The following is a 13,892-nucleotide window of genomic DNA, read 5'->3' as shown; positions in this document are numbered from 1 at the left end:
TAACGCACTTGCAAGTATACTTGCAAGTATACTTGGATTCTTGATTATTCATTTGGCAAATGAAACAAGATCAATATATCCTTTTTCATTTACTTTGATATTTGCGTTATAGGTGGTTTTATCTGCTTTTTTAATGTTTTTTACTAATGTTTCTTTTCTCTGAAGTAAGTCTTTTACATTTGTTTTGGTTAATTTTTTCTTCCTGAAATTATCCGACAGTGTAAATTTACAGTTAGGATAATTAGTGCAACCGTAAAATGATTTCTTTGCCGTAATGTTACCTTCACACTTCGGGCATTTACCGACAATATCTTTTTCTTCTTCTTTTACTTTTTGTTTTTCATAGCTGCTGGTATCTAATCCAGCAATGTGAACGGGCGCTTTTTCAATTAAATGAAGAATAAACTTTTGAATATTTTCCAAGAACTTTTCAGCGCTACCTTCTTTTCTCCCTATTTTCTTTAAATAGGTTTCCCACTTTGCTGTCATTTCGGCACTTGTTAGAAGTGGCTCACCTTCAACGGCTTTACATAGAATCTTTCCTTTTTCAGTTACCACTAAGTTGTTTTTATCCGTAATCATATATTTTCTATTTTTAAGCGTTTCGATTACATTGGCTCTTGTGGCTTCAGTACCTATGCCCTCAATCTCTTTCAATAATTCCTGGGCCTGTTCATCGTCTACTGTTTTACCAGCTGTTTTCATGGCTGTAATGAGCGTACCCTCGGTATATGGCTTGGGTGGTTGCGTTTCTTTTTCTGCTAAAGAAATAGTAGCTTCTACTACTTCGCCTTTGTTTACACTTGGTAAAACCGTATCTTTTTCCTCTTTTTCTTCACTTTTAGAAAACAATTGTTTCCAGCCGATTTCCAACGGCACTTGTCCTTTTGTTTGGAAAAGAAGATCCCCCGTTTGAGTTTCGATTATCGTTTCTTCAAATTTATAATCAGGAAGGAACATGGCTACAGTTGTTTTTGCAACTAATAAATAGATTTTTTGTTGTAAGTCAGGCAATTTGTCAAAATTGGCTTTGCTCGGTACTTGTCTTGTAAGTACAATTGCGTGGTGTTCAACAACTTTTTTATTGTCAACAAATCGTTTTCTTGGTTCTAATTGTGTTGATTCAATTTCAATTCCTAAAAATGATTTATAAGAATCCAAATTATTTTTAAGGTAATTAAATTCAGCTTCAGTAATATGCGTTGTATCAGTTCGAGGGTAAGTTAATAACTTAGCTTCGTACAATCCTTGCACTGCTTTTAGTGTGTCGGTGGCACTCGCCTTAAACTGCTGATTTATTTTACTTTGTAAGTTGCTTAGAGAATAAAGTAAAGGGCTGCTTGTTTTTTTCTCTTTCTTCTCAACGTTTGCAATAATACTGCTTTGTGTACCTTCTGTTGCGTTTTTCTCTTGTGAAAAGGCTTTTACTTCATCTTTAGTATTGAAGCGTTGTGATGGGCTTAACGTGGCTTTAAATGATCCTTTTTCTGCTTTTATATTGGCTTCTAATTCAAAGTAAGGTTCTTTTTTAAAGTTCTCAATTTCATTTTGGCGCTTATAAATCATGTATAAACTTGGTGTCTGAACACGTCCGATGGAGTAGGCACCGTTTCCAGTAATTCCTAACCTCTCTAAATGCAGTGAAAACAGGACTGATCCGTTCATACCTATCAACCAATCGCTGATTTGTCTTGCTTTCGCTTCATAATAAAAAGGTAGATAATCCTCACCGTTTCTTAAATTCTGAAAACCTTCTCGAATTGCTTCTTTTTCCAGGCTGTTAATCCATAGCCTTTTAAAAGTCTTATCTTCTGTGTGGGCATTCGCTTTATTAATAATGCTCCAAGCAATATTTTCTCCTTCTCTGTCAATATCCGTCCCGATAATTACCAGTTTTTTACACTTTTTAGAACCTGTTTTTTGGCATTTATTCAGTAATCCTTCAACTATATTAAATTGCTTTTTTCTATCATCTGAAATTAAATAGTCGAATTTTGTAGGGGAAATCGGTAGGTTTTCCAAGCTCCATTTCTCCCACTTTTTATCGTAGTGACCTGGTGGGGCTAGTTCAACTAAGTGTCCAAAACCGTAAGTAATGTAAGCTTCTCCATTGGGTAAAATACTATCTTTCACTATAAAATATCCATCTTTCTTCTCCATTTTTTGGAATGCCCTAGCGTAGGCTAGGGCTTGTGATGGCTTCTCTGCCAGGACAACCGTTTCCATATATTACCATCCACCTTTTTCTTTTTCTAGAAATACAGAATGAATATGAAAATAACTATCTACCTGATCTAAATGTGCAACGAAAAAAACTTCATCTTTTTGTTTGTTAGAAACAATAACGATTTCTTTTAATATTTCCTTCAAATCTTTTTGAGATAGTTCTCCATTGATTTCTTTTTTTGATTCTAAATTAATAGCATTTAAATAAACAATGTCATTTAATAATTCACGTTCAGAATTATTTCTCACTAAAGGCATGAGAACTGAATACACTTCATTTTTTAGATTTTCTCTAGCTGTGAAGTCTTCATCAAATTCAAATGAAACTAATACATCGTTTTCGTATTTGAATAACAAGTTATTTTTGGTTAATTCGTTCGTCCATTTTTGATTCTGACCCGTTCTAAATAAATAATTCATGAAATTGTGCATGTGTGGTACGTTGTTAAAATTAATTGGATCAACATGAGTTAATTCAACATGTAAGTTTTCTTGCATAGTTTCAACCTCACTTTTTATTTTTATCTTCATCTGTATATATTTCATATTTTTCTCTGTACCTTCTGAAAGTTCTTCGGTTAATACCAGTAATTCGTTCAATATCCTTTTCGGTTTCTCCTTCAAGATATAACTTGAAAGCGTACAGCAGCTTAGGATCATTTTCTTTATATTTCAGTTTCCCACCTTTAAACTTGCCCTTCTTTTTAGCGATAGCAATGCCCTGGGCTTGTAGTTCTTTAATACGCTGTCGGTCACTCTCGGCCTGATATTTATATATCTCAATCATTAGAGTATTGATTAATCGCCTTAAATTAACGTCCTGGATACCCTTCAAAGAAGGAAGATTAAGGACTTCTAGTGTCGCTCCCTTCTCTTGAATGGCGTTCATAATATCAGTTATATCTATGTTGATTCGCCCTAAACGGTCAAGCTCTGTAACGACAACAATGTCACCCTCACGGATATATTCAAGCATGGCTTTTAATTGTGGTCGTTCGGTTGATTGTCCACTTAATTTATCGGCAAATATTTTTGAAACGTCTTTTAAAGATTCCAATTGACGGTCTAAATTTTGGTCTTTGGTGCTTACTCTCGCATAACCTACTTTTGCCATATCTTTATGCACTTCCTAAAAATCTATTTATTTTTTGTTCAGTAGTATTTATCACAAATTGCCTCCTTTAGTGCGCAACTCTGTTGTCACTTTTATATCCCTATCATACCACGATTTACCATAATGACAACAGAGTATACTCTGTTGTCATTATAAGCAGCGGCTATAAACTGTCACTTTGGAATTCAATTTGCGCTTGCTTTAAGTGTTATTTTGCACTTCAAACTTTAAAAACCCGGCCACCTTCACATGAGAAGATTAGCTGGGTTTCTGCATTGCAACATAAGATAGATTTTATTAGGTTATTGAACGTAGAATAATGAACAGGGTTTTGTAACGTCTATAGCCATAAAAAGCATTCATTTCAACGGGAATCTGTGCGTGTTCAGAAAAGGACGAGTTTTGGAACAAACGACAACTTCTATTAGATTAAGCTATAATAAAGTTGACGAAGATTTTTTTTGATTGTTCAGCAAACGGGCCATTTAGTTGAACAAGAACTTATTTTTTTGAATGAATACCTTGCATTATATAGTAATCTGTATTATAACTAATTTAGGAGGTGGTCAAATTTGGAAGTGAATAAAGAAGTTTTAAAAGGTCATATTGATACGTTAATTCTATCTCTTGTACATACAAGAGATATGTATGGCTATGAGCTAGCTAAATTAGTGCGAGAAAGAAGCAATGAAAAGTTTGAACTAAAAGAAGGTACCCTGTATTTATCTTTAAAGAGATTAGAGAAAAATGAATGGATTGAATCCTACTGGGGTGATGAACAAGGACCAGGAGGAAGAAGAAAATATTATAAACTCACACCACTTGGTGAAGAAGCATTTGAAGAAAAACGTAAGGAGTGGGAATTTGTAAAAAAATTGATGGATTCGTTTTTGGAGGGTGGAAAAAAAAATGAAGCAAATTGAAGCATTTGTTGATTCGGTTTATCAAAATGTCGGAGGAAATAAAAAAGAAATACAAGAATTAAATGAATTAAAAGCAGAAATGAAAAGCCATTTACTAGAGGCAGTTCACGAATTGAAAAAAGAAGGAAAGTCTGAACAAGAAGCAATCGAAATTGCAATTGGAAGATTTGGCGGAGAAAAAGAAATGCGTTCGGTTGTAGGACAATTATCTAAAGCACAAAAAACATTTGCGAAATGGGTGCTTTATACAGCGATTGCAAGTCTTTTAATTTCCATTCTCATTTTTAGTATTGTAAAGCCTATCGAAAAAAGTAAATTGGATCAAAGTAATCAGATAGCTTCTCAAATTCTTAAGAAATTAGGCGATAATGAACGAATACCATCAAAACTTGAAACTGATATTCAGGAAATTGTACAAAGTAGTGGAAGAATTATTGGAATTAGCATATATGATCATGAAAAACTAATTTCTACTAATGCATACGTTGAACCAATATATAGTTATCGAGAAGAATTCTTACTCAACGTTTGGAATAGTACGGGGTTCCCAATTATCAATGGATATAGCGAAAGTAACAATACCTGGCATGTCAATATTGAATCAGAAAGTTATGAAGGAGCGGCTATTATTTTTCTTTTAGTAGGTATCGGTGTTTATTGGACATTGTTTACTATATGGGCAACTATTAACGCTTATCATCATAGACGATTAAATGTTGGATGGATTATTGTATTTGCTACATTAAATATTTTAGGTTATTTTTATTACCGATTGGTTGGAAATAGACAATTATCAAAGACAAATAGTAGACTTCCTTATTAAACAAACGTGTGCTTTATTGTAACAACAATAGTGCTTTTCTATTTTGTCCCTAAGCGATTAGAAAAGAATAAATGGATCGAATCTTGTTGGGGTGATGAACAAGGGCCAGGAGGAAATTTTATAAACTTACAAGACTTGATGAAGAAGGATTTAAAAAAAACGTAAGGAATGGAGATTTGTTAAGAAGATTATTGATTTGTTTTTCAGAGGGAGGAGAACGGTATTGAAACAAATTGATCAATTTGTCAACTCGATATATGCCCATTTAAGTGGGAAAGAAGCAAAAGAGTTGAAACAAGAAATGCGTTCACATTTATTAGAAACTGTTGAAGAGTTAAAAGCAGAAGGAAAATCAGAGCAAGAAGCAGTTTCTATTGCTTTAGATAGATTTGGAGATGAAAAACAAATTGCAATAGGGTTATTAACAATGTTTCAATCTCAAAAAAAGTTTGCAAAAAGGCTATTACGTTCAGCAATGATATTTTTATTGGTAGGTTTAGTTGTTTCAGTTACGTTATTTATGGGGGATAAAAAATACAGTGAAACCCTAGATATGATGGATAATGTGACACAATCATTTCAAACGAAGGTTGAATTCACTTCCGAAGCTAAACTTGCCTTAGAAGAAATGATTGAACGGAATTCAAAATGGTTTGAAAACATTAGTTACTTTGCACTCTTAAAGGTTTCAGAGGTTGATGGTAAAAGTACGGTTGAAAAGGTATTTACTCACGGGCAAGAAAATACGGGTGAATCAGGTATGATGAGAGTAGATTACAACGGTAATGTCGGAACTGAATGGCGTGCGGAATGGCAATATAAAACCTATAGTTATCTGAAATATGAGTTTCTCTATTATATTTTCTTTGCTATTTCAGGTGTTTTATTTATTCTTTGGGGTGCAGTTCGTTTTTACAATCGGAATCGCTTAAAAGCTTTTGGTTAGTATTTAACATGGAAGTAGTGAATGAGTTAGATGAAAATTAGTTTTTAAGGAAATGTTCCTTATTCAACTAACGGGCCATTATCTTGGATAACGAAAAACTTTACTTTCAATTTAATTGGAACTTATATTGCCTTTAAACGTAATAAAGTAAAGGAATAGATTAATCCAATTGAAGTAAAGGAGCTGAAAAAATGAATTTAAAGTCTCGGAATCTCTTGACTTATGTAATGTTTTTTTTGGTTTTAACTATATTAACAGTCGTATTGTATAATACTTACAAAATAAACGAAAGTGATACAATTCTTTCAAATATTAAATCAGAAGTTCAACAGAACGAGTATGTTGATTTTAGCGAAATAGTAGATGGTGATTGGGACAATATAATACTAGTTACTCCGTACACGGACAAAGCTGAAATAAAGAAGAAATATGGAATTGATGCAAATCGAATCAGCGACTTTTCAGTAGCATATCGAGAAGATCGTGTGCTTATTCTATTTTGTAAAGGAGAAAGTATTCAAAACTATATTTATTGGTTTGGTAGTGTTTCATCAAGTGAAAATGAAAAGTTATATGGTTCCTTTCAGATTAAAAGAGAAGACACCGAATTTAAAACAGATAAAACTTCCAGCAACAGCACGCCCTTAAATTTAATCTGTGTAAAAGAATAATTGTTATGATAATCATTCGAAGATTGGAATGGTATTCAACATTCGGGTGCGTTTGTTGAACATCAAAAGCCTAATTTCCCTATCATTTAAAAGGGAAATTAGGCTTTATTATTTATTTTTGGTGCAAAATAGCACTTGAAATAGGTGCAAATTAACTCCAAAAGTGACACCTACTCTAACAACTTTTAAGTTAAGGTGTCAAAACTCAAAGGTTATGACACTTACAATATATATAAAAGTCTCCCTTTCTGAATTTAACATAGTTGCATTGTATTAGATTCGTATTTTTTCGAGTGAACTAAAATACATCTGGATCTTTCTTTAAACTATCATGATCGATGTAAACGACTTGATAGATAAGACATAGTATTCAAGTTTCCTTTTATCCTCAGGTTTCAGTGAAATGCTTGGGGTAAGTGTGCTTGAATGATAGTTCTGATAGAATTGATGAAACAGCTAAGCAAATGGAAATTACTAAGTATTGGTATGACAATACTTTAGGGAACTTGTCGTTGATTTAACGTTCTGCCGAGAAAGGTCAGGTTGTATTAATGAATAAAATGATGAAAATTGTTGGGGCAGTTGCGATCATTAATATACTGGCCAGGTTACTTGGTTTTATTAGGGAAATAGCGATAACGAATCAGTATGGTATGTCGACTACAGCTGATGCAATTGCAAAAGCGTATACAATTCCGAATTTTATTTACCTCGTTGTTGGTGGTGGATTAACGACAGCATTTATATCCGTCTATCATTCGACGAAATTAGATAAGGTTTTGTACGTTCGAAAGTCGCTTACGACTGTTCTTGTCACTGCAGTTTCCATAACAGTTACGTTAATCATCTTTACAGATCCAACTTTGAGACTATTCTTCAAGAATCAGAGTGCTGAAGAGTATGCATTGGTACGTAATCTATACCTTTGGATGATGCCATCTTCAATCATTCTTGTCCTATCGACATGGATGAGCGGAGTGCTTAATGTAAACGGTAAATACAACCTGTCTAGTATTGCGGTTCTTCTATATAATGCAGCCTTTGTCGGAATAGCTGTCTTGTTAACCAGTTATTTCGGACCTGAATCATATGGGATTGGTGCATTGTTTGGTGCACTGTTAATGGGTGGATTTCTTTATTCAGGACTTCGGAAATCGAAACTCTATTCGTTGAAACTATCTTTTGGCACGTCTGAAGATGTTAAGAGGTTATGGGTTATCGCTTTGCCGATATTGTTCGGTGGAGCTTCGTTACAGTTCTATATTCTCATTCATAGGATTGTATCTGAGCGGTTTGGAGAAGGGGTGGTTACTGCGGTTAACATTGCCTCGAAATCGACTGGCCTTCCGCAGGCAATCTTGATGACCGCAGTGACGACCGTCATTTATCCTCTCCTCAGTAGAAAAGAGGGAGAGGGCGACATGGAGACTATCCGTGCGCTCTATAAAAAGGGATTGCTCTATCTAGTCGTACTACTCGTTCCAACGATGGCTGTCGCTTACTTTTTTGCAGAACCGCTTATCAGTCTTGTTTTCGAACGTGGGGAATTTACAAGGGAATCGGTCTTGCTAACGATACCGATATTTCGCGCATTTTCGTTATCAATGTTTTTCCTCGCTGCGAATACTTATATCACTCGATTCTACTATGCAAAAGCCAATTCAATGGTGCCGGTAATATTTAGTGTGATTAGCGTCTTAGGCATTAATGTAGCGGTTATTTATTTGATGATGGGCTCATTTGGTGCTTCGGCGATTGCTTACGGGACGGTTATTAGTGCCGTGGCGAACTTCATGATGCTTGTTATTTATGCGAGGGTGAAATGGAAATTTTAAATGTAGCTAATTCTTTTATGCTTTTTAATAGATAAATCAAAAGTTCATGGAAGTAGTTAACTTCATTACTCAATAAGTTATGACACATGCAATAGAAAAAAGTCTCCCTTTCTAAATGAAAGAGGGACTTTTCGCAAATCTTACATATTTCCATTGTGTTAGATTGGTCACTTTCGATTTTAAAGTTATGCATAAAAAATCCAGAAAATAGTGCGAGGCTTTTCTATTTTCTGGTGTCATATGATTACAGCCAATGAAATGTACCACTCGTGACATGTTTTTTACCACCAAGTGACAGGGATTGTACCAGTGAGTGACAAAGCCTTTACCACATCATACCTTTTGTATAATTAATGAGCACACCTACTGGTGTGACATTGCTTATACAGGAGGTTTTTTTGTATGATTCATTATCGAAAGATATTGGAACTACACGCTGAAGGGATCAGTTTGAGGGGCATTACCGCAAGTACAGGACACTCTCGTCAAAAAGTAACAGAGGTCATCAATCTCGCTGAAATGAAAGGATTAGTCTGTCCTTTAGAGGAGGTAATGACGAGCCAATGGATCGAAGAGTTTCTATTTCCAGAAAAAACGTTAGAGTCTTCGGGTCGACAGCCACTGAAATTTGACTATATTCATAAGGAATTAGCGAAGCCGAATGTAACACTATCGCTTCTCCATCACGAATATGAGGTTGAGTGCCGAACGAATCATAAGATTCCCTACTCGTATCGCAGTTTTGTGCGGCATTACAGTAAGTATGCAGATAAGTACAAAGCTACCCTGCGTATACGTAGAAAACCAGGCGAGATTATGGAAGTCGATTGGGCAGGGTCCACATCTTTTATCATTGATAGGGATACCGGTGAAAAGATAAAGGCATATGTTTACGTTGCGACACTGCCGTGCAGTCAGTTTGCATATGCAGAAGCTACCTTATCTATGGACTTACATTCATGGATTACAGCTCATAATCATGCGTATAAGTATTTTGGAGGCGTTACACAGATTGTAGTCCCAGACAATCTTAAAACAGGCGTGACAAAGCATACATCGCGCGAATTAGTCTTGAATCCTACTTACAAGGAAATGGCAGACCACTACGGCACGATTGTCATGCCTGCACGTGTTCGGACACCGAAAGATAAGGCCAGCGTAGAAGGTGCAGTAGGTGTGATTTCTACATGGATTATTGCGGCATTAAGAAATTCACACTGCTTCAGCCTTGATGAATTGAATAAAGAAGTTTGGGTGAAGTTGGATGAATTCAATCAGCGACCTTTTACCCGTAAAGAGGGGTGTCGTTTGTCGGCGTTTGAAGAAGAGGAGAAATTTGCGCTTTCCCCTCTTCCATTAACACCTTACAAAATGTCTGAATGGAAAACAGCGAAAGTACGACCAGATTATCACATCTCTGTTGAAAGCATGTTTTACTCTGTTCCATACGAGTATATCAATCAGCAAGTCGAAATTAAACTGTCAGATGATTTCGTTGAGATCCTTTTCAATCACATGAGAGTGGCTTCTCATAAACGGTTGTATGGTAGGTTCGGTCAACTATCCACGGTTCGTGACCATATGCCAGACAATCATAAATTATACGTAGACCAAACGTCAGAAGCGGCAATAGAGTGGGCTGGAGCTATCGGTCCATCAACCTTGAAAGTCATTCGTTATATTCTAGATACTTATCAGACTGAGAAACAGGCGCTACAATCTATCTTTTCACTAAAAAAATCAGAGCATCGTTACACAAAATATGAAATTGAGCGCGCTTGTAAAAATGTGTTTTCTATTACAAAAAGACCTACGGTTAAAAATATTCAAACGATTTTAAAGACCAATAAAAAGGATGATGCCGAGCAAGAAATAATACGTGAAACAGAAATCGGCAAGGATAACCATGCCTTCACGCGGGGCGCATCCTATTATGGAGGTGTAGAAAAATGATGAATGAACAAACATTAACAAAATTACACGAGCTAAAATTGATTGGTATGTCGGAAGCTTACAAGGAACAAGCATCAAATAAAGAATTCCAAAAGATGAGTTTTGAAGATCGTTTTTCTTTACTCGTTGATTTGGAATATTCTCGTCGCAAGAGCAATAAGCTTCAACGGTTAATCAAAGCAGCTACTTTTCTAAATTCAAAGGCTTGTATTGAGGATATCGAGTACTATGAGGACCGTCGACTAGACAAAAAAATGATTTTGACACTAGCTAGCGGCCTCTATATCCAAGACAGTCACAACATTATATTGAAGGGACCTACTGGTTCAGGAAAATCATTTTTAGCTACGGCACTCGGCATTTCTGCTTGTCGACAATCTTATCAAGTGAAATATATTCGCTTACCAGAATTACTTGATGAACTGCTACTCGCAAAACTAGCAGCAGATGGAAGCTATCGTAAATGCATCAAAAAGTATACAAAGGTTGATCTCTTGATTCTTGATGAATGGCTATTGACAGATTTATCAACGGAGGAAGCAACAACTCTGCTGGAGATTACTGAATCCCGCCATAAAGCGGCTTCAACTATTTACTGTTCACAAATTGATCCTAGTGGATGGCATTTAAAATTGGGTAATGAAACAATTGCGGAAGCTATCCTAGATAGAATTATCCATGATTCCTATCAAATATTGATAGACGGAGAAGTTTCCATGCGGGAGCGTCACGGATTGGGGGAGTCTAAATGATTCCATCAGAAATTGAAAATCGTATAGCTAGGTACTTTTTACACATGTATCTACCTGATGAAGTGATGATGAAGGTAGAAGATAGACTATTACCTTCCTGCATATCGATTGAGGATGAGGCAATAGATCATGATGAACTCGTTCGTTGGGCCATTGATATTATTGACAAGCAATTAGAAAATAAAAGGTTTAGATAAAATAGAGAGCCATTGGAACGGTAACATTCCGATGGCTCTCTTCCCCGCACTTACTGGCTTGATCAGTCCGCAATACTCACCTTTTCGTTCAATGGTAAACTCGTTGGCAATGAGTGGTACAATACGTGGCAATCGCTGGTAAAAAGTATGGCAGCAGTGGTACATTCACGTGGCTGTAATCAGTCATAGATTTAAGAACAAATACTGTAAACCCATTCAATTCTGTGTAAGTCTATTTACGCTTTAAATTAAGTACTTCTTCTTTACCTTCCCAACTTATCTTCACGGCAATACTTTCATCCACTTGATGTAATGAATCTTCGGTAGAATCTGGCTTTGTTGATTCAATTAAGCCATCTTTATTTAGGGGATAGTTTTTCACAGCTAAGTTTCTACCTCGGTAGTTATGGGAAATAGTATAATCTATCGTTTCAGGAACTTTTTCATTACCGATGTAAAAGATAGTATGTGAAAGGTTAGACTCAGTTATTACATAACTAGCTCTCCAATTTTCCCCTTCTCCTTGATAGGTGATTACTTTTCCCTTCTCGTTACACGCAGCTAAACTTATAAGAAAAAGTGGAATAAATAGAATTAAAAGTATTTTTTTCATAATACCCCCCCAATTAATACTATAATATCATATTATGATTAACTTTTCTGAAAATAGGATGTTTATTTCATGACATAAGTGCGTGGGTCTATTATTAAAAAAACCTCAAACGAGGCTATCTCAAAAAGGATGAGCAGATTGAAATAGAGACCGTGTATCGCATTCACCAAGACTTATCCGAACCTGCCCATGACGTGTTGGAAACGAAACGACAACTCCTCAGCACCTTCATTTTAATCACCAACAAGTTGGATGAGACAACGTTTCCATCGCTGGGGGTACTAAAAATATATAAAGGACAAACCACTGCTGAGACCCGCTTTCATCTCCTAAAAGAAGAACAAATGATGGATGCTGTTTTTCCGAAAACCTATTTTTCAAAAATAGGTTTTACAAAATCGAGTAAGTAGAATTCTAACGTACGAAAGCTGAGTTGTAAGAGAAATAGACCTTTTTAAGTGTGTATGCTGCATGCACCTTAGGGTGACATAACGCCAGTTCGCGGAAGTAGTTAACTCCATTACGCAATAAGAAAAGGGTGCTTACCCCAAAATTGAAGTAAAGCACCACGTTAGCTTAACAAGAAAACACCCATCCACTATTCAAAAATTAGTTCTCTGATTTCAATCCTACAAATTCAGAAAAACTTGGAAAATCCGTTTCAGGAACATAGTTAAAAGAATAATTTTTAAAAACGCCCTCTATTTCTAATTCACCATCTTCGGGTAATTCTTCTAATTTGTCGCCCAATATTTTTTTTAGTTCCTCATCATTTTCAATATCAAAATAAACGCTACCTCTTTCAAACTGTTCTAACGTGTGTGGTATTCTCTCGAAATTTTCTTTAATTAAAAAAGAATACTGACTTCCTCCAATTACATTGTGTATTATTGAGCCTCTGACTTCAAATTCACCTGTAAATTTCACATAATAACTTGTTGACTCATTAGCCGTCTCCTTTCCTGCATCAGAAACGATTAATCCAGCAATATGGCTTCCTTTTTTAACTTCTTCTGCTGAAAAGATACTTAAAGTATCGGCAATAGTATTCGTATTGGTAGTTAAAAATTCAAAAGCCTTCTGATAACGATTAATTGTTTCCTTTTGCGCTTCACTTTCGACTTGTAATGAACTTATTTCACTAGTTAATTGTTCATTTTCCCTAGATGATTCAGAGCTAACTATTTTCAAATCTAATTCTAATTCCTCTTTAACTACTGATAACTTTGCATTTTCTTGCTTTAACTGTTCATTTTCTTGTTTTAAATTATTCTCAGACCCATTATTAGAACATCCACCCATGATCAATATTGAAAGTATGATAATCGTATATAAATATTTCATATATACCCTCCCAGTTTCAACTACTCATAATTTTTCATTATCCATTCGGATAACCCGTTAATTCAATAAAAAGTACAAATCCCAACTTTAAGTAAAGTACCCCTTAAACACCTTCTCTTCGTTCGAAAATTTACATATATTAACCTATTCGACATCATTTTTACAAAGACCTTTTCTTCCACTAAATTGCCCCGTTAGTTGAAGCTATAAATTAATATTTAGGAAATTAATATTTATTTTTTCTTTAAAATAAATATTTCTCTAATAAAGGCCCCGATTGCTCCAGATACAAAGATTGTAGATATTAAGTTCACAACTCTTACAAATGTATGGGGCGTGTAAATAACTTGAACGCTTTGAATAATTACAAATAAGCCGAAAATAATGGATATCACTACTATGAATTTAGGCGTAGCTTCCTTTCGTTTATTTATTATAATCACCCTCTCATATTCCAATTATAGACCAGTTAACTTTATATGACGTTTCTTATTC

The 13,892-nt window shown here is 35.2% G+C and carries 13 protein-coding genes; 8 read left to right on the top strand and 5 right to left on the bottom strand.

The genetic code is table 11. The features are described 5' to 3' along the window. Positions 1-48 precede the first annotated feature (48 nt). Genes topB through H2672_RS15695 form a run of 3 tightly spaced genes read right to left on the bottom strand, consistent with a single transcriptional unit; the run spans position 49 to position 3,340 of the window. Positions 49-2,226 carry a DNA topoisomerase III gene (gene topB / locus H2672_RS15705; protein WP_186672923.1) on the bottom strand — a complete coding sequence of 726 codons (2,178 nt, stop codon included), beginning with the start codon at positions 2,224-2,226 and terminating at the stop codon, positions 49-51. A gap of 3 nt (positions 2,227-2,229) precedes the next feature. Beyond that, positions 2,230-2,724: a hypothetical protein gene (locus H2672_RS15700; RefSeq protein WP_186672920.1), complete on the bottom strand. Its 495-nt coding sequence runs from the start codon at positions 2,722-2,724 to the stop codon at positions 2,230-2,232. Between the two features lie 10 nt (positions 2,725-2,734). Beyond that, the gene (locus H2672_RS15695; protein ID WP_186672918.1) at positions 2,735-3,340 is read right to left on the bottom strand and encodes a recombinase family protein; all 606 of its coding nucleotides are present in this window, start codon (positions 3,338-3,340) and stop codon (positions 2,735-2,737) included. 572 nt (positions 3,341-3,912) lie between these two features. On the opposite strand from H2672_RS15695, the gene H2672_RS15690 reads away from it, so the two are divergent. The 8 genes from H2672_RS15690 (at position 3,913) to H2672_RS15655 (ending at position 11,440) form a co-directional block, all read left to right on the top strand. Further along, entirely contained in the window at positions 3,913-4,263 is a 351-nt protein-coding gene (locus H2672_RS15690; RefSeq protein WP_186672916.1) for a PadR family transcriptional regulator, read from the top strand. Continuing rightward, on the top strand, positions 4,250-5,086 hold the full coding sequence (locus tag H2672_RS15685) for a permease prefix domain 1-containing protein (protein WP_186672914.1): 837 nt from the start codon (positions 4,250-4,252) through the stop codon (positions 5,084-5,086). The genes H2672_RS15690 and H2672_RS15685 overlap by 14 nt, the downstream gene beginning before the upstream one ends. A gap of 223 nt (positions 5,087-5,309) precedes the next feature. Further along, positions 5,310-6,032, top strand: coding sequence for a permease prefix domain 1-containing protein (locus H2672_RS15680; RefSeq protein WP_186672912.1), 723 nt, complete (start codon positions 5,310-5,312; stop codon positions 6,030-6,032). Positions 6,033-6,223: 191 nt separating this feature from the next. Next, entirely contained in the window at positions 6,224-6,703 is a 480-nt protein-coding gene (locus tag H2672_RS15675) for a hypothetical protein (RefSeq protein ID WP_186672910.1), read from the top strand. Positions 6,704-7,254: 551 nt separating this feature from the next. Then, positions 7,255-8,538 carry a murein biosynthesis integral membrane protein MurJ gene (gene murJ / locus H2672_RS15670; RefSeq protein WP_186672908.1) on the top strand — a complete coding sequence of 428 codons (1,284 nt, stop codon included), beginning with the start codon at positions 7,255-7,257 and terminating at the stop codon, positions 8,536-8,538. Between the two features lie 402 nt (positions 8,539-8,940). Next, positions 8,941-10,491 (top strand): IS21 family transposase, encoded by a 1,551-nt coding sequence (gene istA, locus H2672_RS15665; protein WP_186672906.1) that lies wholly within the window; start codon positions 8,941-8,943, stop codon positions 10,489-10,491. Next, positions 10,488-11,243 carry an IS21-like element helper ATPase IstB gene (gene istB, locus H2672_RS15660; protein WP_186672904.1) on the top strand — a complete coding sequence of 252 codons (756 nt, stop codon included), beginning with the start codon at positions 10,488-10,490 and terminating at the stop codon, positions 11,241-11,243. The genes istA and istB overlap by 4 nt, the downstream gene beginning before the upstream one ends. After that, a complete protein-coding gene (locus H2672_RS15655; RefSeq protein ID WP_186672902.1) occupies positions 11,240-11,440 on the top strand; it encodes a hypothetical protein in 201 nt (66 codons plus the stop codon). Before istB ends, H2672_RS15655 begins: the two co-directional genes overlap by 4 nt. Positions 11,441-11,672: 232 nt before the next feature. Here H2672_RS15655 and H2672_RS15650 read toward each other — a convergent pair whose 3' ends face one another. Continuing rightward, positions 11,673-12,053, bottom strand: coding sequence for a hypothetical protein (locus H2672_RS15650; protein WP_186672900.1), 381 nt, complete (start codon positions 12,051-12,053; stop codon positions 11,673-11,675). Positions 12,054-12,662: 609 nt separating this feature from the next. Next, a complete protein-coding gene (locus tag H2672_RS15645; protein ID WP_186672898.1) occupies positions 12,663-13,397 on the bottom strand; it encodes a hypothetical protein in 735 nt (244 codons plus the stop codon). Positions 13,398-13,892 lie beyond the last annotated feature (495 nt).

This window comes from Sporosarcina sp. BP05 (genome assembly GCF_014282005.1).
Lineage (GTDB): Bacteria > Bacillota > Bacilli > Bacillales_A > Planococcaceae > Sporosarcina.
This window is presented reverse-complemented; position numbering and strand designations above follow the sequence as displayed.

What these genes read in the sequence shown, in the direction of transcription:
- murJ (WP_186672908.1), top strand. Translation starts at nt 7,255, where the DNA reads ATGAATAAAATGATGAAAATTGTTGGGGCAGTTGCGATCATTAATATA.
- istA (WP_186672906.1), top strand. Translation starts at nt 8,941, where the DNA reads ATGATTCATTATCGAAAGATATTGGAACTACACGCTGAAGGGATCAGT.
- H2672_RS15700 (WP_186672920.1), bottom strand. Translation starts at nt 2,724, where the DNA reads ATGCAAGAAAACTTACATGTTGAATTAACTCATGTTGATCCAATTAAT.
- H2672_RS15695 (WP_186672918.1), bottom strand. Translation starts at nt 3,340, where the DNA reads ATGGCAAAAGTAGGTTATGCGAGAGTAAGCACCAAAGACCAAAATTTA.
- istB (WP_186672904.1), top strand. Translation starts at nt 10,488, where the DNA reads ATGATGAATGAACAAACATTAACAAAATTACACGAGCTAAAATTGATT.
- H2672_RS15675 (WP_186672910.1), top strand. Translation starts at nt 6,224, where the DNA reads ATGAATTTAAAGTCTCGGAATCTCTTGACTTATGTAATGTTTTTTTTG.
- H2672_RS15645 (WP_186672898.1), bottom strand. Translation starts at nt 13,397, where the DNA reads ATGAAATATTTATATACGATTATCATACTTTCAATATTGATCATGGGT.
- H2672_RS15685 (WP_186672914.1), top strand. Translation starts at nt 4,250, where the DNA reads ATGAAGCAAATTGAAGCATTTGTTGATTCGGTTTATCAAAATGTCGGA.
- topB (WP_186672923.1), bottom strand. Translation starts at nt 2,226, where the DNA reads ATGGAAACGGTTGTCCTGGCAGAGAAGCCATCACAAGCCCTAGCCTAC.
- H2672_RS15655 (WP_186672902.1), top strand. Translation starts at nt 11,240, where the DNA reads ATGATTCCATCAGAAATTGAAAATCGTATAGCTAGGTACTTTTTACAC.
- H2672_RS15650 (WP_186672900.1), bottom strand. Translation starts at nt 12,053, where the DNA reads ATGAAAAAAATACTTTTAATTCTATTTATTCCACTTTTTCTTATAAGT.